This window comes from Candidatus Tenderia electrophaga, assembly GCA_001447805.1.
Taxonomy (GTDB): Bacteria; Pseudomonadota; Gammaproteobacteria; order Tenderiales; family Tenderiaceae; genus Tenderia; species Tenderia electrophaga.
Genome location: CP013099.1, coordinates 229,610 through 251,935 on the forward strand (window position 1 = coordinate 229,610; position 22,326 = coordinate 251,935).

Annotated in this window: 15 protein-coding genes and 3 pseudogenes; 12 read left to right on the forward strand and 6 right to left on the reverse strand. The window is 61.2% G+C overall.

Features of this window, described 5'->3' with window-relative positions; all coding sequences use genetic code 11:
- Positions 1-79: 79 nt before the first annotated feature.
- Positions 80-955, reverse strand: a pseudogene (locus Tel_01100) (LysR family transcriptional regulator).
- A gap of 197 nt (positions 956-1,152) precedes the next feature.
- Between Tel_01100 and rbcL the strand changes: the two are divergent.
- The 6 genes and pseudogenes from rbcL (at position 1,153) to Tel_01130 (ending at position 8,356) form a co-directional block, all read left to right on the forward strand.
- On the forward strand, positions 1,153-2,571 hold the full coding sequence (gene rbcL / locus Tel_01105; GenBank protein ID ALP51847.1) for a ribulose 1,5-bisphosphate carboxylase: 1,419 nt from the start codon (positions 1,153-1,155) through the stop codon (positions 2,569-2,571).
- Positions 2,572-2,722: 151 nt separating this feature from the next.
- A complete protein-coding gene (locus Tel_01110; protein ALP51848.1) occupies positions 2,723-3,079 on the forward strand; it encodes a ribulose 1,5-bisphosphate carboxylase small subunit in 357 nt (118 codons plus the stop codon).
- Between the two features lie 102 nt (positions 3,080-3,181).
- A complete protein-coding gene (locus Tel_01115; protein ID ALP51849.1) occupies positions 3,182-4,012 on the forward strand; it encodes an AAA family ATPase in 831 nt (276 codons plus the stop codon).
- Between the two features lie 148 nt (positions 4,013-4,160).
- On the forward strand, positions 4,161-6,491 hold the full coding sequence (locus Tel_01120; GenBank protein ID ALP51850.1) for a hypothetical protein: 2,331 nt from the start codon (positions 4,161-4,163) through the stop codon (positions 6,489-6,491).
- A gap of 271 nt (positions 6,492-6,762) precedes the next feature.
- On the forward strand, positions 6,763-7,137 hold the full coding sequence (locus Tel_01125; protein ID ALP51851.1) for a hypothetical protein: 375 nt from the start codon (positions 6,763-6,765) through the stop codon (positions 7,135-7,137).
- Positions 7,138-7,186: 49 nt separating this feature from the next.
- Positions 7,187-8,356 (forward strand): annotated as a pseudogene (locus Tel_01130) (hypothetical protein).
- 59 nt (positions 8,357-8,415) lie between these two features.
- Here Tel_01130 and Tel_01135 read toward each other — a convergent pair.
- Complete coding sequence (locus Tel_01135) at positions 8,416-11,316, reverse strand: hypothetical protein (GenBank protein ALP51852.1); 2,901 nt, start codon at positions 11,314-11,316, stop codon at positions 8,416-8,418.
- A gap of 157 nt (positions 11,317-11,473) precedes the next feature.
- On the opposite strand from Tel_01135, the gene Tel_01140 reads away from it, so the two are divergent.
- Entirely contained in the window at positions 11,474-12,139 is a 666-nt protein-coding gene (locus tag Tel_01140) for an SAM-dependent methyltransferase (GenBank protein ID ALP51853.1), read from the forward strand.
- 7 nt (positions 12,140-12,146) lie between these two features.
- Here the strand turns inward: Tel_01140 and Tel_01145 are convergent, their stop codons facing one another.
- The 3 genes from Tel_01145 to Tel_01155 all read right to left on the reverse strand — a co-directional run bounded on the left by Tel_01145 (position 12,147) and on the right by Tel_01155 (position 14,123).
- Positions 12,147-13,220 (reverse strand): hypothetical protein, encoded by a 1,074-nt coding sequence (locus tag Tel_01145; protein ALP51854.1) that lies wholly within the window; start codon positions 13,218-13,220, stop codon positions 12,147-12,149.
- Positions 13,221-13,291: 71 nt separating this feature from the next.
- On the reverse strand, positions 13,292-13,513 hold the full coding sequence (locus Tel_01150) for a hypothetical protein (protein ID ALP51855.1): 222 nt from the start codon (positions 13,511-13,513) through the stop codon (positions 13,292-13,294).
- Between the two features lie 34 nt (positions 13,514-13,547).
- On the reverse strand, positions 13,548-14,123 hold the full coding sequence (locus tag Tel_01155) for a hypothetical protein (protein ID ALP51856.1): 576 nt from the start codon (positions 14,121-14,123) through the stop codon (positions 13,548-13,550).
- Between the two features lie 104 nt (positions 14,124-14,227).
- Between Tel_01155 and Tel_01160 the strand changes: the two genes are divergently transcribed.
- Entirely contained in the window at positions 14,228-16,042 is a 1,815-nt protein-coding gene (locus Tel_01160) for a hypothetical protein (GenBank protein ID ALP51857.1), read from the forward strand.
- A gap of 229 nt (positions 16,043-16,271) precedes the next feature.
- Positions 16,272-17,417: pseudogene (locus tag Tel_01165) on the forward strand (hypothetical protein).
- Between the two features lie 198 nt (positions 17,418-17,615).
- Here Tel_01165 and Tel_01170 read toward each other — a convergent pair.
- Positions 17,616-18,929: a hypothetical protein gene (locus Tel_01170; protein ALP51858.1), complete on the reverse strand. Its 1,314-nt coding sequence runs from the start codon at positions 18,927-18,929 to the stop codon at positions 17,616-17,618.
- A gap of 445 nt (positions 18,930-19,374) precedes the next feature.
- Between Tel_01170 and glyA the strand changes: the two genes are divergently transcribed.
- From glyA to Tel_01185, 3 genes are read left to right on the forward strand one after another with little or no spacing between them, the layout of a single operon-like run.
- The gene (glyA, locus tag Tel_01175) at positions 19,375-20,631 is read left to right on the forward strand and encodes a serine hydroxymethyltransferase (protein ALP51859.1); all 1,257 of its coding nucleotides are present in this window, start codon (positions 19,375-19,377) and stop codon (positions 20,629-20,631) included.
- A gap of 38 nt (positions 20,632-20,669) precedes the next feature.
- Positions 20,670-21,188 (forward strand): NrdR family transcriptional regulator, encoded by a 519-nt coding sequence (locus tag Tel_01180; GenBank protein ID ALP51860.1) that lies wholly within the window; start codon positions 20,670-20,672, stop codon positions 21,186-21,188.
- Between the two features lie 45 nt (positions 21,189-21,233).
- Positions 21,234-22,322 (forward strand): bifunctional diaminohydroxyphosphoribosylaminopyrimidine deaminase/5-amino-6-(5-phosphoribosylamino)uracil reductase, encoded by a 1,089-nt coding sequence (locus tag Tel_01185; protein ALP51861.1) that lies wholly within the window; start codon positions 21,234-21,236, stop codon positions 22,320-22,322.
- The last annotated feature ends 4 nt before the right edge of the window (positions 22,323-22,326 follow it).

Here is a 22,326-nt window from a genome sequence, read left to right on the forward strand (position 1 = left end):
TGCGTTTCTTGGCGACCGGTTTGGCGTTTTGTTCCGCGTCGGCGAAGCCGCCGCTTTCCTGCAATACCCGTTCGCTGTCGCTGAGAATAAAATCGAGAAAGGTGCGGCCCACCAGGGAGAGCTTTTTCCCCTTGAGGTGCACTGCGTACCAGCGGCGCTTGATGGGAAAGCCTTCGGCGTTCAGGACCACCAGCTTGCCGGCATTGCATTCCAATAACAGGCTGTGCAGCGACAACACCCCCAGTCCGAGTCCGGCCATCACCCCTTGCTTGATTGCCTCGCTGCTGCCCAGTTCCATGTAGGGCTCCAAGGCCATGCCGTATTTGTCCAGCATGCGGTCTACCACCATGCGCGTGCCGGAGTCCGCCTCGCGCACCAGGAAGCGATGCTTGACCAATTCTTCCAGGGGGATGTGTTGTCGCGGCGCCAAGGGATGGTTGGGATGGGCGGCGACGACCAGGATGTTTTCCAGAAAGGGGTAGGCCTCCAGATTTTTCGAGTCGGGGATTTGGCCCATGACCACGAAATCATCCAGATTATCGGTAAGGCGCTGGATCACCGCGCCGCGGTTGGAAAAGTTGAAACTCGGCTCCACCTCCGGATACTGCTGCAGAAAGGCGCCGAGCAGGTGGGGGATGAAATATTTCGCTGTAGTGACCACCGACACCTTGAGCGGTCCCTTGACGCAGCCCTGCAGATTATCGACGGTGTTTTTCAGCGCTTCGATGCGGTCGAGGATGTCTTTGCTGGCCAGGGCCAGCTCTTCCCCGACGGCGGTGGGGAAAATTTTCTTGCCCACTTGCTCGAACAGCGGCATGCCGACTTGTTCCTCCAAGCGTTTGATTTGAATGGAGACAGCGGGCTGGGTCAGATGCAGTTCTTCGGCGGCGCGGGTGAAACTGCTGTTGCGCGCTACGGATTCGAACAGTCTGAGTTGCTGTAGGGTTAAATGCATGGTCAGATTACCATTAACAAATGTAAATGCATTTTATAAAAACAATTAACTGTTGTTAATCCCATTTGGCGTCTATAGTTCTTCCCGCTAGCTGATATCGCTTTTTTTACCCGGAAAAGGCGCAGTTTAAAAAGGGGTTGAGGCGGGGTGGTCCCCTCCCAACCAATTCAACAAAGCAACATAGAGAGGATGCTACCATGGCAAAGACCTATAGCGCGGGCGTAAAAGAGTACCGCGAAACCTACTGGATGCCGGACTATACGCCCAAAGAGAGCGACGTTCTGGCCTGTTTCAAGGTTGTTCCCCAGGCGGGCGTGTCCCGTGAAGAGGTCGCCGCGGCAGTTGCGGCCGAGTCTTCCACCGGCACCTGGACTACTGTCTGGACCGACCTGCTCACCGACCTGGACTACTATAAGGGCCGCGCCTACGCCATTGAAGACGTGCCGGGCGACGACGCTGCCTTCTACGCCTTCATCGCTTATCCCATCGATCTGTTCGAAGAAGGCTCCGTCGTTAACGTACTGACCTCCCTGGTCGGTAACGTGTTCGGCTTCAAGGCCCTGCGCTCTCTGCGTCTGGAAGATGTGCGCTTCCCGCTGGCCTATGTCATGACTTGTGGCGGTCCGCCCAACGGTATCCAGGTCGAGCGCGACAAGATGAACAAATACGGTCGTCCGCTGCTGGGCTGCACCATCAAGCCCAAGCTGGGTCTGTCGGCCAAGAACTACGGCCGCGCCTGCTACGAAGGTCTGCGTGGCGGTCTGGATTTCACCAAGGACGACGAGAACGTCAACTCCCAGCCCTTCATGCGCTGGCGTGACCGCTTCCTGTTCGTGCAGGAAGCCACCGAGAAGGCCATCGCCGAAACCGGTGAGCGCAAGGGTCACTATTTGAATGTTACCGCGCCGACCCCGGAAGAGATGTACAAGCGTGCCGAATTCGCCAAGGAGATCGGCGCCCCCATCATCATGCATGACTACCTGACCGGTGGTTTGACCGCCAACACCGGCCTGGCCAACTGGTGTCGTGACAACGGCATGCTGCTGCACATTCACCGCGCCATGCATGCCGTGCTCGACCGCAACCCGCACCACGGTATCCACTTCCGCGTGCTGACCAAGGTGCTGCGTCTGTCCGGTGGCGACCATCTGCACTCCGGTACCGTTGTCGGTAAGCTGGAAGGCGACCGTGAAGCGACCCTGGGCTGGATCGATACCATGCGCGATTCCTACATCAAAGAAGACCGTTCACGCGGCCTGTTCTTCGACCAGGATTGGGGCGCCATGCCCGGCGTGATCCCGGTTGCCTCCGGTGGTATCCACGTCTGGCACATGCCGGCCCTGGTCAACATCTTCGGTGATGACTCCGTGCTGCAGTTCGGTGGCGGTACGCTGGGTCACCCCTGGGGTAACGCTGCGGGTGCCGCGGCCAACCGTGTTGCCGTCGAGGCCTGTGTCCAGGCACGCAACGAAGGTCGTGAGCTGGAGAAGGAAGGTAAGGAGATCCTGACCGCGGCTGCCAAGCACAGCCCCGAGCTCAAGATGGCCATGGAAACCTGGAAGGAAATCAAGTTCGAATTCGATACCGTGGACAAATTGGACGTTGCTCATAAGTAGCGCGCCGAGGCGTAAATGTAGGTTGGGGTAAGCGTCTTTCGCGCACCCCAACATGCCGAGGTGAAGTAACCCTCCGTGTTGGGTTACGGCGTCGCCTAACCCAACCTACACCCAGAATCGAGTTCCAACCTTTTAATTTGAGGAAAAGACAATGAGTGAAATGCAAGACTACAAATCAAGCCTGAGCGATGCCTCAAGCCGCAAGTTCGAGACCTTCTCCTACCTGCCGGCCATGAGTGATGAGCAGATCCGCGCCCAGGTGCAGTACATCGTCGACCGTGGCTGGAACCCGGCCATCGAACACACCGAGCCGCAGAACTCCAGCGGTTCCTACTGGTACATGTGGAAGCTGCCCATGTTCGGTGAGACCGACGTGGATCGCATCCTGCAGGAAGCGGAAGCCGCTCATAAGGCGCATCCCGACAACCATGTGCGTCTGATCGGCTATGACAACTTCGCCCAGTCGCAAGGTGCCTCCATGGTTATTTTTCGTGGAACACCTGCCTAAGCGTTGGTAATAAGGGGTGGCCCGGCTTGCCGGGCCACTTACTAAAGCATCTGAACCTCAGGTGCTTTAGTAAGTGTGAGGGTACATCGAGAGGATAAAACCATGAGCCAAGTCGCTGAATTGAAAGGTGCCGATATCGCCAAACAATATCTGGTTGCGGAAGAACCCTACTACTGCCCCGTGGCCGACGAGGTCGAGACCTACGAGGCCGCCTATGAGGCGCGCATGCCCATGATGCTGAAGGGTCCGACAGGCTGCGGTAAGTCGCGCTTCGTCGAATACATGGCCTGGAAGCTGGGCAAGCCCTTGATCACTGTGGCCTGTAACGAGGACATGACCGCCTCCGACCTGGTGGGCCGCTTCCTGCTCGACAAGGACGGCACGAAGTGGCAGGACGGCCCCTTGACCCTGGCGGCGCGCATCGGCGCCATCTGCTATCTCGATGAGGTGGTGGAGGCGCGCCAGGACACCACCGTAGTCATCCATCCGCTCACCGACCACCGCCGCGAACTACCGCTGGACAAGAAGGGCGAGTTGGTCAAGGCGCATGCGGATTTCCAATTGGTGATCTCCTACAATCCCGGTTATCAGAGCCTGATGAAGGACCTGAAGCAATCCACCAAGCAGCGTTTCGGGGCCCTGGACTTCGACTATCCCTCGACGGAGATCGAGGCCGACATCGTCGCCGCCGAGGCCGGTATCGACAAGGACGTCGCCGACAAGCTGGTGCAGATCGCCCATCGCGCCCGCAATCTCAAGGGGCACGGCCTGGATGAAGGCATTTCCACCCGCCTGCTGGTCTATGCCGGTCAGCTGATCAACAAAGGCGTCAAGCCGGACGTAGCCTGCCGCGTAGCCCTAGTACGGCCGCTGACCGATGATCCGGATATGCGTGAGACCTTGGATGCGGCGGTATCGACGTTCTTCGAATAAGATAATCCCCCTTCAACCCCTCCTGTGTTTTTCAAAGGGGAATGCGGGGGCAGAGGAGTAAACCGGGACTGCGCTCCAAGTTCCGCTTTGTAGAAGGGCACCCAACGGGCATAAGGATTTAGGGCATCTAAACACGAGGCATGTCATCATGAGCATCAACCTGGATGATTACCGCGAACAACTGGAAAAGGCCGCGCCCGAATTAAAGGACACGCTCGATTCCACCTTCCATGAGGCGGCGCGCTGCATGTCGCCGCAGGGCCTGAACGATTATATGGAAGGGGCCAAGGGCCTGGCCAGTCTGGGCCGCGGTCCGCATCTGGTCGCTTCGTATCTGGAAGAAATGCCGGCAGTGGTCAAGGAGTGCGGCGAGGACATCATCCGCGACTGCATCAGCGCCGCGATGAAGCTTTCATCCATGACCTCCGGCGGAGTCATTGCCATGATGTTCGCCACCCTGCCCACCGTGGCGCGGCGCTTGGGTGATCCGGAGCTGCTGCGCGGCTATCTGGGCCTGATCCATCAGCTCTCGGCTAAATCGCCGCGCGGCCTGCGGCCCATGTTGGATGTGTTGGATGAACTCCTCGGCAAGCTCACGCTCAGCGGTCTCAAGCGCTGGGCCCTGTGGGGGGCGCAGGCGTATGCCCGCGACCTGCAGGGGCAGGTGGCGTATTTCGGCCTCAAGACCGAGGACAGCCAGGCCATGCTGCAGAAAGAACGCCGCGGCACCCTGTTTATCGACAACCAGCGTAAGATCAATTTTTATCTACGCGCTCTGTGGGGGCGTGACTTTTTCATCCGTCCCACGGCCGCCGATCACGAAGGTTTTCGCCCCTACCTCGAGGCGCGGGTGATGCACCTGCCCGACGCCGTGGACGGCATCGGTGAGGTTTCCGGTACCGAGCTGTATCGCGCCACCGCCGTGCACATGGGGGCGCATTTGCTCTATACCCCCGCGCCTTTGTCGGCCGAACAGCTGAGTCCGGCACAAATGTTTTTCATCGGCCTGGCCGAGGACGCGCGCGTCGAGTACTGCGCCGTCCAGGATTTTCCCGGCTTGAGAAAGCTGTGGGGTTCGCTGTTGGCTATGGACTATCCGGAGCCCGCCCAGCATGCCACCATCCCTATGCTTGAACACATGGCGTTGATGTTGCTGGATGCCAAGGTCAAATCAGACGATGCCGATTTCAACGCCCTGGCGGAAAAATTTCACACCAATATCGAGGCCAATAAGGACGATCCCCAGTTTTCCTGGCATATCGGCTTGGAGCTGCACAATATCCTAACGGCACGCAAGCAACTGCCCAGCCTGCGCATCCTGGAATCGATGCGCATCCCCTACCGCGATGACAACCGCCTGATCTGGGACTTCGACGAGTTCGCCTGGCAGGACAGCGAAGAATATGTCGCCGCCAGCCAGCGCCAGGTGCGCAAGTATGTCAATGTCATGGAGATGGTCAACGAGGTGGATACCGAACTGGCCGGCGACGACGCCCAGGAGGTGTGGGTGCTGGACAGCGAGCTGTTTCCCTACGAAGACGAGGGTGTCAGCTATAACCAGATGGAAGGCAAGGAGCCGGTCAGCGATCCGTTTCACTATCACGAATGGGATTACCAGGTGCAACTGCATCGGCCCGATTGGGCGGCGGTCTACGAGCGGCGTCAGCCCAAGGGCGATCCGGAGGTGATCGAGGATATCCTGGTGGAATACAAGCCGGTTGCCTATCGCATCAAGCAGATCATCGACATGCTGCAGCCGGAAGGCGTGCAGCGAGTGCGTAATATGGAGGACGGCGACGAGATCGACATCAATGCCGCCATCGACGCCATGATCGCCATCCGCATGGGGGACCAGCCCAATCCGCGCATCACCATGCGCAATGTGATCCAGAACCGCGACCTGGCGGTGGTGATTCTGCTCGACCTGTCCGAGTCCACCAATGAAAAGGTGGAGGGCAGCGACAAGACCATCCTGGAACTGACGCGCGAGGCCTGTGCCCTGGTGGCGACCGCCATCAACGGTATCGGTGACCCCTTCGCCATTCACGGCTTCGCCTCCGACGGCCGCCACGATGTGCAGTACTATCGCTTCAAGGATTTCAACCAAAAATTGGACGATAATGTGAAGTCGCGTCTGGCGGGCATGCAAGGCGGCCTGTCCACCCGCATGGGCGCGGCCATGCGCCATGCCGGGCAGTATTTGCTCAAGCAGCCGGAGCGCAAAAAACTACTATTGGTGGTGAGTGACGGCGAGCCCGCCGATGTGGACGAGCGCGATCCGCAGCATCTGCGTATGGACACCAAGAAGGCGGTGGACGAGCTTTACAGCAAGGGCGTTATGAGCTATTGCCTGACACTCGATCCCAACGCCGACAGCTACGTGAAGCGTATCTTCGGCGCCAACAACTACACCGTTATCGATCACGTACAGCGACTGCCGGAGAAATTACCGACCTTGTTTGCCAGTCTCACCAGTTAGGGCCTGTTCACACTATTTGAGCCGCGGCGTTGCCGCCCCAAAAGGCGCCAGGCAAGGCGCGAGGAGAGAAGTTTGGTGATTCCAAATGAACGACGAGTAACGCCGCATGGCGCCTTTTGGGGCGGCAACCCGGAGGGACGGGGCCCATTTACCGCAATACGGCGTTGCACCTCGCTTATGTACAATAAGTACACTGCGCTCGGTGCGCCTTGTCTCGCGGTAAATGGGCCTCCGGCGCCGTGGTTCAAATAGTGTGAACAGGCCCTAGGACATGCCGGTGAGCAGGGTCGATGATGTCCCGGTCTATGAACAACGTGGCGATGTCATCGAGGCGAACCTGTATAATCTGTGGCGGCGGGCAAAATTGCGTTTTGCCACGCCCCTGCGCTTGGAGTTCGATGAACTCCCGGGTATAGCGATGATTTTGGAGCGCAGCGAGTGGGCCTGCGTCAACGGACAGCAGAACGACCTGCCGCTATTGGCATGGGTGGAATTCGAAGATCAAGGGCGTGACAGTTTGCATACGCCGGTGCCGTGCAAGCTGAATTATTATCACTACGCCGCTTCAAAATATCGCGGCCGCGTCTTGCAGTTAATGGCGATGGCGCTGGAACGGCAGCTGCACGAGGACGACAAGGACGCGTAGGGGCGTTACTCAAAACGCACAGATATGTTCGTGAAGTAGGAGGACGGCAATGCCAATCGTCAACATGCGCGACATGCTCCACCATGCCTACGACAACAGTTATGCGGTGGGCGCCTTCGATTTGGTCAGTCTCGATTTTCTCGAAGCGGTCATCGGCGCCGCCGAACGTTGCCGCGCACCGGTGATTCTGAGTATCGCCGAACCCCACTTTGCCCATTATGATTTCGAACTCATGCTGCCCGCGGTGGAGGCCGCCGCGCGGCGCGCCTCGGTACCGGTGGCGATCCAGCTCGACCACGGCGCCAGTCGCGAAGCGGCGATGCGCGCCATCAATCTCGGCTGCAACGGTGTCATGCTCGACGCCTCCAATCAATCCCTGCCGGACAATATCCACGCCACCGCCGAGGTGGTGGAAATGGCCCACAGTTGCGGCGTGCCGGTGGTGGGTGAGCTGGGTTATGTGGCCGGCGTGGAAGGCGAAGGCGCCGAGCAACACCCGGGTGAGGCCGCTTATACCGTGCCGGCCGAGGCCAAGGCCTATGTGGAGCGTACCGGCGTCGATTTTCTCGCCGTTTCCATCGGTACCGTGCAGGGTCGGTTCAAAGGGCGCGCCAAGCTCGATTTTCAGCGCCTCAAACAGATCCACCAGGCGGTCAACCTGCCGCTGGTGATTCACGGCGGCAGCGGTCTGAGCGAGGATCAGTTCCGGCGCCTCAGCGCCTACGGCGTAGCCAAGATTAACTATTACACCGCCCTGTCCGATCTGGCCGCCCAATCCATGCGCGAACAGATGAAGCGACAGCGCAACGCCAGCTTCACCGCCCTCAAGCAGGGCGTCAAAGAGGCGGTGGGCAGCGAGGTGGAGCGCTGTCTGCGCGCCTGGGGCAGCGCCGGACGTGCCGCCGAGGTGCTGGCACAATGCCGGCCCTGGCTGCCGGTGGAGCACTTGATCATCTACAACATCGAGGGCATGACGCCGGAGGACGCCGAGGCCATGATGGCCGAGGGCCGGCGCGTGCTGAGCCGTATCCCCGGCGTGCGCGAGGTGATGACCGGTGAGGCCGTGAAGGAGGGCGCCGACTACCGCTATTGCTTTCTGGTGCGCTTCGTCAGCCAGGCGGTGATCGACAAGTACCGCCATCATCCCGATCACGTCGCTTTCGCCGATAATCTGTTCCGCCCCTTCGCCGCCGATCGTATCAGCATTGATTACCAGGTCCTTGAACCCGGTGCCGACACCGGTTTTAAGAGTCGCTACGCCAGTCGTTATCACCGTGCCTATCTGGACGCGGTGGAATCGGCCTGAGCGCGCTGTGCCGCCCATTTGAGGAAGGAGGCGGCCGGCTGCGGCCGGCAGTGCAGGAAGCCCTGGATCTCGTCGCAGTCCATGGCGTGCAACATGGACTGTTGGGCCTCGTTGTCCACTCCTTCGGCGATCACCTTCAGTCCCAGCTTGTGACTCATGTCCACTATCGCCGTCACCAGCGCGTGCATGTCGGGGCGCTGTTCCATCTCGACGATGAAGGAACGGTCGATCTTGACCGCATCCACCGGCAGTGAGGCGAGATAGCGCAGCGAGGAATAGCCGGTGCCGAAATCGTCGATGAAGATGCGCAGCCCCAGGGCACGCATCTCGCCCAATACCCGCTGCGCCACGTGCACGTCCTCCATCAGTACGCTTTCGGTGATTTCGATCTGCAGCAGTCGCGGCGGTACCTGCCAGTGCTCCAGCAGGCGGCGCAACCAGTCCAGCAGGTCGGGATCGCGGAAATTGCGCGCCGACAGGTTGACTGCCACCGGTACCGCGACGCCGTGAGGCTGCCAGTCGTCCAATTTCCGCACCACCGTCTCCAGCATCCAGTAGGTCAGCGGCTTTATCAGGCCGGTCTGCTCGGCATCCGGGATGAATATCCCGGGCGGGGTGTCGCCCCTGAGCGGATGATGCCAGCGTACCAGGGCCTCGGCGCCGGTGATCACGCCGTCACGCACGCCGACCTTGCCCTGGTAGTGCACCGTCAGTTCGCCGGCGTCGATGGCGCGGCGCAGATCGACCATCAGCTGCAGCCGTTCCGGGCTCTCCTGCTCGATCCCCTGGTGGTAGAGCTGAATGCCCAGGCCGCTGGTGCGCGCGTGCATGCTGGCGATGTCGGCGCGGCGGATCAGCAGGCCGGGGTCGTCGCCATGCTCGGGATAGAGGGCGATGCCCAGGTTGGCGTTGAGGTCGACGGCAATCCCGGCCACCGCGAACGGGGCGTCGAACTCGGCGGCGAGCCGGCGCGCCGCGGCGATGGCCGCCACCGGGTCGGCGTCCGGCACCAGCACCGCGAAGCGGTCGCTGACCAGGCGCGCCACGCACCAGGCCGGGTCGACTGCCTGGCGCAGACGGTTTGTCACTGCCACGAGCAGTGCGTCACCCTCGTTGAAGCCGATGGCCAGCTGGACGCGGGTGAAGCGCTCCAGACTGATGACGATCAGGGCCAGCGCCGCGCCGCGTTGTCGCGCTGCCGCCAGCGCCGTGTGGTACGTTTCCTCCAGCCGGGTGCGGTTGGGCAGGCCGGTGAGGCTGTCGACGTAGGCCATGCGGCGGATCTTTTCCTCGGCCCGGGCGTGTTCCAGACGGTCGCGCAGGGTCTGGATGCCGAAGGCCAGGTCGGCGGCCATCTCCTCCAGCAGTTCGAGTTCGGCGGCGTCGAAGGCGGCGCGGTCCTCGGCGTAGAGTTTCAGCGCCCCCATCACCTCGCCGTGAACTGTGAGCGGCAGGGCGCAGACCGCCAGCGGTGTCGCCACCGCCGGCGCCGCCTGCTGCATGACCTGGGGCCGGCCGCTGCGCATGGCCAGGGCCGCCGGACCCTCGGCGTCGCGGCCGGCATGGGTCTCGATCCAGCGGTTGAGTTCGGCGCTGGGGCCGGCCACGGCCATGGTGGTGACGCTGCGGTCCGCCGGGTCGAGATAGCCCACCCAGGCCACCCGATACCCACCTTCCTGGACCGCGACGCGGCAGGTCTCCCGCAGCAGGGCGTTTTCTTCCTGGGCATGCAGCAGGCCGCGGTTGCTGGCGCTGAGGGTGCGCAGCGCCCGGGTCAGCCGCTGCAGCCGGGCCGCCATGCTGTCGAAATGCAGGGCCAGCCGGCCGAGTTCGTCGCCGCCGTGTTTCAGTTCGCTGCGCGCTGCCATGTCGCCGCTGCCCAGCGCCTCGGCGGCGGCGATCAGGCGCCGGGTGGGTCGCACCACCAGCAGGTCGGCGAACCACCAGGCGGCGGCGAAGGCGAGCATTGCCGCGCCTCCCAGAGTGAGCAGGTTGCGGCGCAATGCCTCATCGGCCTCGGCGATGATGCCGGCGGTGGGGATGCCGGCACGGGCGAAGGCGCTGCCCGGCGGAGCGCGCGGCAGGGTGCGGCTGACGTAGACCCGGCTGACCTCGTCGACGCCGACCATGCGCACCGGCGGTACCCGGCCGCTGTCACGGTGGGCGAGGAAGGTCTCCAGTTCCGGGATTTTGTTGCCGACGCGCTCGGGCTCGGACGGGTCGATGGCCATGAGGGTGCCGCTGCCATCGAGCAGGGCGATGTTGCTGTCCGGCGGCAGCACCATCTTTTCCATCTGATGCCCGATCCAGTCCATGTCCAGGGACATGAAAATGACGGCGCTGGCGCTACCATCCGCCTCCAGCACCGGCTCGGCCAGCACCATGATGTTCATGCCCGTGGTGCGGCCGACCAGGAAACCGCTGGTGACGAAGCGGCGCCCCTCCATGGCCTCACGAAAATAGCCGCGGTCACTGAGATCGACGCCGACGGCGCGCGGCTCGGCGGCGCAGACCGTGTGGCCGTCGCGATTGATCACGCCGATCAGGCCGAAGGCGGGGTTGAGCGCGCGCACGTCGGCCAGGCGCCGGCCGCAGGCCTGCGGATCGCTGAGCGGGTGGATGATGGGCTCCCTGGTCAGGCGCAGCAGGGTCTCGTGAGTGAAATCGACGATCTGGCCGTACTCGGCCGCCACCCGTTCGGCGACGCGTGCGCCTTGGCGTTCGGCCTCCAGCATGTGGTCCTCACGCTCCTCATAGACGGTCCAGACGATCAGGCCGACGGCGGGCAGAATGGCGAAAAACACCAGCAACAGCAGACGCAGCCGCAGACTGGTGCCGCGACGGGCAACTGCGGTTTGGTTGTCGGAATTCATTTATTTTTTTCGGCTGTTCGCATCCGAGGTGGCGTGGGCATTTGGAAAGTATAGCCGCTCGGAGAGTTCACAAAAGGGCTGCGGTCTTTGAGACGCCGGCGGTTCCCGGCTAAGGTTGAGGGTATCATTGGCACGACAATCACAAGGAGCAAACGGTATGGGCAAACGCACCCTGGAATTGAACGAACGGCTTTACGATTACCTGCTCGCCGTCTCGTTGCGCGACACGCCGGTGCAGGCCGCGCTGCGGGCGGAGACCGATCAACTGGAAATGGCCAGGATGCAGGTCTCGGCCGATCAGGCCCAGTTCATGGCCCTGCTGGTGAAACTGATCGGTGCCCGGCGCGTTATCGAAGTCGGCACCTTTACCGGCTACAGCGCATTGACCTTGGCTCAGGCATTGCCGGACGACGGCCGCCTGATCGCCTGTGACGTCAGTAAAGAATGGACCGACATTGCCAAACGCTATTGGCAGCAGGCCGGCGTGGCCGACAAGATCGAGTTACGTCTGGCGCCCGCGCTGGAAACCCTGGATACGCTGATCGCAGACCGACAGGGTGCACATTTCGACTTCGCCTTCATCGATGCAGATAAACAGAATCAGCGCAATTACTACGAGCGGTGCCTCGAATTGATGCGCCCCGGCGGCTTGATCGCCGTGGACAATGTGCTGTGGGGCGGCAGCGTCGCAGATCCCGAAAACAATCAAGATGACACCCGTGCCATCCGCGACTTCAATGAGTTTGTTTACCAAGACACACGCGTCGATATCAGCCTGGTGCCGATCGGCGATGGAGTGACGCTGGCGCGCAAGCGGGCCTGAAGCGGGCCTACTCGGCACAGGCGTGCCGCTGTGCCTGGCTGAGTTCAAGGGTGGCGGTGCCGGGTTCAGCTTGGAGCGTCTGCAAAGGCGTAAGCAAACCCTTTTCGGGCTCGACGCTGTAGACGTTGATGCTGCTGCTGCGTACGTTGGCGACATAGGCATGGCGGCCGCTGCCATCCAGTGTGATGGAAAAGGGGCCGATGCCGGCGGCGACGCTGCCGATTTTGAGCGGTATTCCATCGGCTTGCAGGGCGTAGGTGGTGACATCGTTGGAGCCGAAATTGGCGGTGTAGAGATAGCGGCCTTCCCAGTCGATCATGAGGGCATAGGGATAGGTGGGGGCCGCGATGCGACGCCGGAATTTGAGTGTGCCGCGTTGGCCGTCTATGCGGTAGATGGACAGAGTGCTGCCGAGGCCGTCGGCCACGTAGAGAAAATCGCCCGAGGGTGCTACCACCGCCGCGGCCGGGCTGTTGCCGGCGGCCACCTGGCCCTGTACCTGCAACCTGCCGCTGTGTGGATCAATGGCATAGCTGCCGACGCTGTGGTCGGCGTAGTGGGTGACATAGAGCCAGCGTCCGCAGGGATCAATGGCGATGTCGGTGGGGTAAGCGCCGCTGGCGAAATGCCCGATGGGGGACAGTTCACCCTGTGGGTTCTCGATACGAAACACTTGAATGCTGTCGCTGTTGCCGTTGCCGACAAAGACAAAGCGACCCAGGGGGTCGATGGCGACGGTTTCCGGACTTTTGCCGGTGGCCAGCGGCGCGCCGAGCTGGTGCAGGCGTGCGGCACCGCTGTTGAGCGTAAACGCGGTCAGCGTGTCGGCCCAGATATCAACCACGTACAGCGTTTGGCCGGCGGCGGCCGCGTCGCGCGGTGCGCTGCCGCTGGCCAGGATGTTGAGCGCCTCAAGCTTGCCGCCGGCGTCGATTTTAAACAGGGAGATGGAGCCGTCCTGAATATTGGGGGCGTAGGCGTAGCCGGAAGGGGGGGTGCCGCTGGCCGCGTGGACGGCAGCGCACACCAGCAACAGGGGTGTGATGAACAGGCGCAGAAATTGAGTCCGCTGAATCGTCACGTCGCCTCGCGTTGGTTATGTTCCCCTCTTTTTCAAGTGTAGACCACGACCGCGCATCGATTAAGCCGGGCTTAGTGACGCTGTTGCAGCGCTTGGCGCAGCCTTTGTTTTTGCTCCGCCGTCAGGCTGACGTCGTCGCGGCTTTCGATATAGGCCTGCAGTTGAGGCGAGGCACGATGCAAAAAGGCCAATTGGCCGGCGTAGTTGCGGCAATATTTGCACATCAGAAGATGCATCTTCAGACTCAGGCGTTGGTGCAGAGCCAGCGCCCGGTCCAGTCGTTGTGACGCCATATCAGACGCCTGTTGGCAGCTCATCATCATGTGTTCACCCGTCTTGTGTGTCGCCGAACCAGGTCAGGCTCAGGCATTGCCGGAGGCGCATACGCATCCTGGAAAGCAGCGTCCATAGATTGTTAGTCGAGGAAAGCGCCAGTTCCTTGCAAATGCTGTCGCTATCCAGACCGTCGATCTCGCGCAGTATGAACAAGCTCGCCATGCGCCCCGGCAGACGCGCGACGCAGGCCTCCAGGGCGCGCCAGAAGCGCTCTTGTTCCAGTGCCGCGTCGGGGTCGCTCCAGCGCTTGACATCGAACTTCCAGTGTCCTTTACCGTCAAATGATTCAAGTTGTATGTCGTCCAATTGCCGGGCGACCTCGTTTTGTGGCTGTTCGCGCATGGCCTTGCGCAGGTGGTCGATAATCTTGTGTTTCAGGATGCCGATCAGCCAGGTCTTCTCCGATGAATTACCGGCGAAGCGTTGCCGCGCTTTGAGCGCGGCGAGAAAGGTTTCTTGGACCAGTTCTTCGGCCAACATTTCATCGCGCAGGCGGAAATAGGCATGGCGATAAAGTGCGTCGCCATAGAGGTCGGGCCAGCGGCCGGGATCGGAAAGTGGCGTCATAGGATTCATTTTCTAACACAAAAGCGCCGCCTCCGGGAATTGCACGGGGCTGTGATAAGATTCCGAGGCATAGGCCGATACAGATCGGTAATGAGGATGTATGTGTGATTGGTGGCGCTAAAATCGGTCGCTTCGGCGGTATCGTACTGGCCGTGTCGGCAGTGATGCTGACAGGCTGCGAGGACGATTCCAACAGTTTCCGCGCCCTGCCCTTCGGGGCTACCGCTATCGGTCCCGATGACACTGCGCCGCTGCCCGATCCGGTCAAGGTGATGGTGGTGGGGGATGGCGCCTCGCCCGAACTGGCGAATGTGCTCGGCGGCCGCAATTTCGACGTCACCAATGTTCCGTTCGACAACAGCTTGGCCGCCGCCGACATCGACATGGCGGGGGACTACATCGTCTGGACCGACAACCGCAACGGCAACCCGGACATCTATGGCTATCAGATTTCCACTGGCGCCGAGTTTGCCGTCAGCACCGCGGCGGGAGCGCAGCGTTCCCCCAAGATCGCGGGCGATTACGTGGTGTGGGAGGACAGCCGCAACGGCAACGTCGATATCTATGGTTACCGGCTGTTGACGGGCACCGGCTTCGCCATCACCACGGCGCTGCAAAACCAACGCTTTCCCCAAATCGACGGTGACTACGTGGTATGGCAGGACAGCCGTAACGGTGAGGCCGACATCTATGCCTACCGCATTTCCACCGGTGAAGAGCTGGCCATCTCAACCGCTGCCGACAAGCAGTGGAATCCGCACATCGATGGCGACTACATCGTTTGGCAGTCCTACCAGGGCGGGCTCAGTGATATCCATTACTACCGCATTTCCAGCGCCCAGACGACCATGCTCAGCGCCGCCGGCAGTCAATACAATCCCCAGGTGTCCGGCCACTACCTGGTTTGGGTGGACAATCGCAATGGCAGCGATGATATCTATGCCTATGATCTGAGCAGTGCTCAGGAGATCGTTGTGAGCAGTGCCGCCAACCAGCAACTGCGGCCGCAGGTTGCCGGCGACTATGTGGTGTGGCAGGACTACCGCAACGGCAGCGACTATGACATCTATGCCTATCACCTCCCCAGCGCCAGCGAGATCGCGGTCGCCGTGGCGGCTGGTGACCAGACCAGCGCGCGAATTCACGGCGATCTGATCGTCTGGCAGGATGGCCGTATGGGCGACAACGACGTGCGTGCCTACCGTCTGTCAACGGCCCAGCAGATTCAGATGACCGATCACGCCACCGCGCAGACCCAGCCGGCCCTGAGCGCCGACCACATCGCCTGGCTCGACGCGCGCCGCGGTGTGGTGGACGTGATGTTCCGTGAGGGCACGGCGGGTGATAACCAGATCGCTACTTCGGCTTGGCTCACCCCGGCCGGCGTCACTGATTTCGGCGCCAACAAGGCTGTGCTGCTGGGCAGCGATATCTTCTCCGCAGAGATCATGCTGCAGCTGTTCGATGCCGCCGTGGCCGCCAATGTCGGCGTGCTGGGGCTGGGCGGCACAGGCAACGCCCTGGCCACCGCGCTGGCCAATGCGGGACGCTACGGCCTGGGCGTCACGCCTGACAGCGGTTGTTTCCCAACCCAGATTATCGCCCTGGACCCCGATCATGCCGTGTTCACCGACTTGAACACGGCCGCCGTGATCGACCTGGAAACCAGCAATGCGGTCACCATGGACGAGTTGGCCATCAGTTTCGATGTTAACGATCCCACCAATCCGCGCCAGTTGGCCAGCTTCAGCGGCAACATGTGCAATGCCTCCCAGCCCGCCCTGGTGGAATTCAACGCCGCCAACGGCACGCCGGTATTACTGGACGGCAGCGCCAGTGTGGCGGATAACTACGAATACTGGAGCGATGCGCGCCGTACCCTGCTGGTCAACGCCATGAATTATCTGGCCGGCGACTAAGCACTCTCCGCGCGCCGTCGCTGGGCCGTCGGCGCCGCTGTGAAATTTGTCTAAGTGTCTGATCGGGGTGGCAAGTTTGTCATTATTGGTCGGCATGGCGGTGCCCACCGCACATCAATTCGCTGTTTGTCTGATCAGTTTGGCTATAATCAGCTAATATTTTCCGGGTCTACTGCCGATTTCGTACTTACCCGGTTCAGCGAATCACGATAAGCCTCCGAAGAGGGAAATGGTGCCGATTAAACAAAAACAAGCCCAGGAATTCGCCGATATCGACGTGTTGCTGAGAGCCATGGCGGAACAGGAGGCATCGGATCTATTTATCACCGCCGGCCTGCCCCCCAGTCTCAAGATCAATGGTTCGGTGGTACCGCTGGCCGACCGCCCGTTGAATATCGATCAGGCCAAGGCGCTGGTCTACGCTGTGATGACGCCGGAGCAGGCGCACAGCTTCGAAGAGCATCTCGAGGCCAACTTCGCCCTGCACAAGCCCGCCCTGGGGCGGTTCCGCGTCAATATCTTCCGCCAGCAGAACGAGGTCGGCATGGTCATTCGACGCATCAAGATGCAGATCCCGACCTTTGAGGAGTTGCAGTTACCGATGCAATTGAAAGACCTGGCCATGGGCAGGCGCGGCCTGGTGCTGCTGGTGGGCGCCACCGGCTCGGGTAAGTCATCCACTCTGGCCGCCATGATCGGCCACCGCAACCAATACAGCCACGGCCATATCGTCAGCGTTGAGGACCCGGTGGAATACGTCCACATCCATCGCGGCTGCATCGTCACCCAGCGCGAGGTGGGCATCGATACCCATTCTTACGAGGCGGCGCTGAAGAACACCCTGCGCCAGGCCCCGGACGTGATCATGATCGGCGAGATTCGTTCGCGCGAGACCATGGAACACGCCATCGCCTTCGCCGAGACCGGCCACTTGGTGCTGTCCACCCTGCATGCCACCAATGCCTATCAGGCCCTGGACCGGATTATCAATTTCTTTCCCGACGAGCGCCGTTCACAGCTGCTGATGGATCTGTCCATGCACTTGAGCGCCGTGGTGGCCCAGCGTTTGATCCCGTGCTCGCGCGGTCAGCGCCGCCGCGTTGCCGTCGAAGTGATGCTCAACACTCCGCTGGTCTCCGATCTGATCCTGCGCGGCGAGACCCATTTGCTGCGCGATGTAATGAAGAAATCCAGTCAGCAGGGCATGAAGACCTTCGACCAGGCCTTGTTCGAACTGTGCAAAGAGGGGGTGATCACCCACGACGACGCCATCATGTATGCCGATTCGCCCAACGAGGTGCGGCTGATGATCAAACTGGACGGTCGGCACGACCCCGGTGAGCTGGCCTCCGCCATGCAAGGGGTCACCTTCGACGGCGCCGACGGGCCGGCCAACGGCGACAAGGTGGTGTTGCACCACGCGCGGCCACACAAGAAGCGCTGAGTAATAGCTGTCGGGTGATGAAAGGCCGCCAGACTCAGCGGCCTTTTTTGTGTGCGCCCGGCATGTCCTTCACCTCAATCACTGGCGTCTTGGAGCCAGCCAGGAGAGGGATCGGCGGCGTCGGTGTGTTTAAGCCGATGCGTCGGCGTGTTCAGCGCCGCTGTCACTGTTGTTGTCGCGGCTCGACGATTCCGGGGCGATACCCAGCGGGTCGACCTTGAGCAGATCGCGTCCCGAACTCTTGGCTTTATACATGGCTACGTCGGCGCGTTTGATCAATTCGTCGGCGTCCTCGCCCGGATTGTAGAGGGCGACGCCCGCCGAGAAGGTGGGCACCGGGATCTCGTCGTTCTTGTACAGGATGTAGGGGTCGGCCTTGAGTTTGTATTGCAGTTTGCTCAAAGCGCTCATGGCACCGTGGGTATCGGTGTTGGGAAACAACACGGCGAATTCTTCGCCGCCGTAGCGCGAGGCCATGTCGTGATAGCGGAACACCACGTTCATGTTCTGGGCGAAGTGGCGCAGAATGACATCGCCGGCGGCATGACCGAAGGTGTCGTTGATGGGCTTGAAATTGTCGATATCCACAAGCGCCATGGTCAAGGGGTAATCGAACCTCAAGGCGCGGGAGACTTCATCGTCCAGACGCATCAAAAAGGCGCGCCGGTTCGGCAGCTGGGTCAAATCGTCGGTCAAGCTGAGGCGGTGCACCCGGGACAATTCTTCATCCAGGTTTTGGCTGCTGGATTCGATGTCGTTGAGGCCCTCGTCGATGGTCTCGAACTTGGTCGCCAGATCCTGTTGCATCTTGATCAGCCGGGCATAACGTTTGAGAAAGTTGTTTTTGATCAGGCCGAGATCGGCGGACTGGTCGAGATTGCGAATCGCCGCAAACGAACTGTGCAACAGCTTGGCCAGGGCGGAGTTGAATTCTTTAGCATTGTTGATCTGGTGCGACAGACTCGCTTGAATGTGATGAATGTTGTGACGCGTCTTGTCCAGGTTGCAGTACGGCGCATCGGGTGATATGGCGCTACCGCTCTGATGGGCTGCCGGCTGCTCGAGGTCGAATTGATCCGTGTGCGGTGTGGCCGCGGCTTCGTTTTGCAATTGCGCCGTGTCGGCTTCGCGCGGGGTGCCGTGGAGATCATTGAGCAGCGCGTCGATGGTTTCCTGCATGCTTTTTTGTCCCAGCGAACCGTCTTTGCGGGCCTGGCTGATGAGTTGTTGGATATCAAGCTGCAGCTTGTGCAGCTCGGACGAGGTCATGGAGTCCTGCAGGGTCTTCTGCATGATGCGGATCTGCATCCATTGTTCCGTACCGGCGGGAAAATGAACGGCCAGGTTTTCCAGCAGACTCTCGAGCAGATTGAGATATAGCTTTTCGGATTGTTGCTGTGAGGCTTCCAGCTCAACAAAGGAATTTTCGATGTGCCGATACAACGCCGAACCGGCGGATGTGGATTTGAGGTTCTCCAGCAGTGCCAGAATGCGTCCGTATGTTCTCGTTTGTGGATGAGTTGTGGAAACAGCCAACTTCTTATGCCCCATGATCTAGATCTGCAACCGACTTCTCTACCCGTAGCGCGGTCACTTGATCCGAATTGTACGGTTGGCTTCCTGCCTTGTTTAGTGTTGGAGTTGTGCAGATCTTTTGCAATACCCAAATTGCCTACGCTCAGGAGTATATCACGATTTGCTTGTGGATTAAGAATCAATCACGTGGGACAGGGGTTTTATCGGTACGGTTTGAATGGTCTTTTGCCGGGCTGCGCACCGCTCCCTTGGCGCCGCCGGAATGGCAGGGCAATGCAGAAAGGTGCGGAATCAGGTATCCTTAGGCCCCTTCCAGATTTGAATTTTCAGCAAGCCGGAGAAATCTAACGTTATGTTTAACAAGGATATGACCATCAAGGGGTACGACGAGGAACTGTGGTCGGCGATGGAGCACGAGCGCCAGCGCCAAGAGGCACACATCGAGCTCATCGCTTCCGAGAATTACACCAGTCCGCGCGTGATGGAGGCTCAGGGTTCGGTGCTGACCAACAAATACGCCGAGGGTTATCCGGCCAAGCGCTATTACGGCGGCTGTGAATATGTGGACATCGCCGAGCAGTTGGCCATCGACCGGGTCAAGGAGCTGTTTGGCGCCGATTACGCCAATGTTCAGCCCCATTCCGGTTCCCAGGCCAATGCCGCGGTGTTCATGGCCCTGCTCCAGCCGGGCGACACGGTGCTGGGCATGAGCCTGGCCCATGGCGGTCATCTCACCCACGGTTCCAAGGTCAACTTTTCCGGCAAGATCTACCACGCCGTGCAATACGGCCTTAACGAAGAGACCGGCGAAATCGACTACGATGAGGTGGAGCGTCTGGCCCAGGAGCACAAGCCCAAGATGGTCATCGCCGGTTTCAGCGCCTATTCGCGCGTGGTGGACTGGCAGCGTTTCCGCGATATCGCCGACAGCATCGGCGCCTATCTGATGGTGGACATGGCGCACGTCGCCGGTCTGATCGCCGCCGGGGTCTATCCCAGCCCGGTGAACATCGCCGATGTCACCACCTCCACCACTCACAAGACCCTGCGCGGTCCGCGCGGCGGCATCATCCTGGCCAAGTCCAATCCCGAGATCGAGAAGAAGCTGAATTCCGTCGTCTTCCCCGGCATCCAGGGCGGGCCGCTGATGCACGTCATCGCCGCCAAGGCGGTGGCCTTCAAGGAGGCGCTTGCCCCCGAGTTCAAGGCCTATCAGCAGCAGGTGGTGAAGAACGCCCAGGTCATGGCCGAGGTGTTCATCGAGCGCGGTTTCGACGTGGTTTCGGGCGGCACCGACGATCACCTGTTTCTGGTCAGTTTCATCAAGCAGGAACTGACCGGCAAGGACGTGGACGCCTGGCTCGGCGCCGCCCACATCACCGTCAACAAAAACGCCGTGCCCAACGATCCCCAGTCACCTTTCGTGACCTCGGGTATCCGCATCGGCACCCCGGCGGTCACCAGTCGCGATTTCGGCGCAACCGAATGTCGCGAACTGGCCGGTTGGATCTGCGACATTATCGATGCACGCGGCGACCAGGCCACCATCGACGGCATCAAAGAGAAGGTCAGCAAGCTGTGCAAGCGCTTGCCTGTGTATGGCGACTGACATAAGCTGAGCACAGTCAAACCAGCGAGATAGACCTAATGCGTTGCCCATTCTGCGGCGCCGACGAGACCAAGGTGATCGACTCACGTCTCGCCAATGACGGTGACAGCGTGCGCCGCCGGCGCGAGTGCCTGAGCTGCGCCGAGCGCTTTACCACCTTCGAGATCGCCGAACTGGCCTTGCCGCGCATCGTCAAACAGGACGGGGTACGCGAGGCCTTCGATGAAGACAAGCTGCGCCGCGGCATGCAACGGGCACTGGAAAAACGGCCGGTGGACACGGAAAAGGTCGAGGCCGCCGTCAGCCGTATCAAACACCAGCTGCGCGCCAGCGGCGATCGCGAACTGCCCTCGCGCCAACTGGGCGAATGGGTGATGGAGGCCTTGCGCGAGCTGGACGGCGTGGCCTATGTGCGTTTCGCCTCGGTATACCGCAGTTTCGAGGACGTCAGCGCCTTTCGTGAAGTGATCGAACGCTATGAAAACGAACCGCCCGCCGAGGTCAAGGCGCAGCAAATCTCTCTGTTGCCCGGTAACGACAAGAAAAAGGGCAACTGAGGCTGCTGCGCAAGTCAGCCCATCTTGGCCTCTATAATCTCTGTGATGTTTTCCGTCGACGACCATCGCTACATGGCCCTGGCGCTGCGTTTGGCAGAGCGCGGCCTGTATACCACCGACCCGAATCCGCGCGTCGGCTGCGTGGTGGTGCGTGACGGGCGCATTGTCGGCCAAGGCTGGCATCGGCGCGCCGGTGAACCCCACGCCGAAATCCACGCCCTGCGCGAGGCGGGTGAGCAGGCTCAGGGCGCCACCGTCTATGTAACCTTAGAGCCCTGCAATCATCACGGCCGCACCCCGCCCTGCGCCGATGCCTTGATCGAGGCCGGCGTGGCACGCGTGGTGGCGGCCATGGAGGACCCGCATGCCCGGGTCGCGGGGCAGGGCATGGCACGCCTGCAGGCGGCCGGGATCGACGCAGCCACGGGCCTGATGCAGCCCCAGGCCGAGGCGCTCAATCCCGGCTTTGTCGCGCGGCATCGCCGCGCGCGTCCCTATGTGCGCTGCAAACTCGCCATGAGCCTGGATGGGCGCACCGCCATGGCCAGTGGCGAGAGCAAGTGGATCACCTCGGCAGCGGCGCGTGCCGATGTGCAAACACTGCGGGCGCGCAGCTCAGTGATCGTCACCGGCATCGAGACCGTGCTGGCCGACGATCCGCGCATGAACGCACGGGTCGATTTTGAGGCGCGCGGGCCGGATCGGGTTGTGCTGGACAGCACCCTGCGCATGCCGCCCAGCGCGGCCATGTCGGCATCGCCCGGCAGTACCTGGGTGGCGACGCTGAGTCGGGACGAACGCAAACGCGATGCGCTGCAACAGGCGGGACTGCGCGTGCTGGACGTGGCAGGCGGTGACGGCCGGATAGACCTGCACGCCCTGCTGAACGCCCTGGCCGATCTTGAGTACAATGAGGTGCTGGTCGAAGCCGGGCCCACCCTCAGCGGCGCCTTTGTCCTGGCGGGTTTGATCGACGAGCTGATCGTCTATCTGGCGCCCCACTTGATGGGCCATGCCGGTCGCGCCCTGCTGCATCTGCCCGGCATCGACACCATGCAGCAGCGCATCGGCTTGCGCATGACCGAATTAAAACAGGTGGGCGAGGATCTGCGCCTGACCTACCGGCCGGCCTGACAGC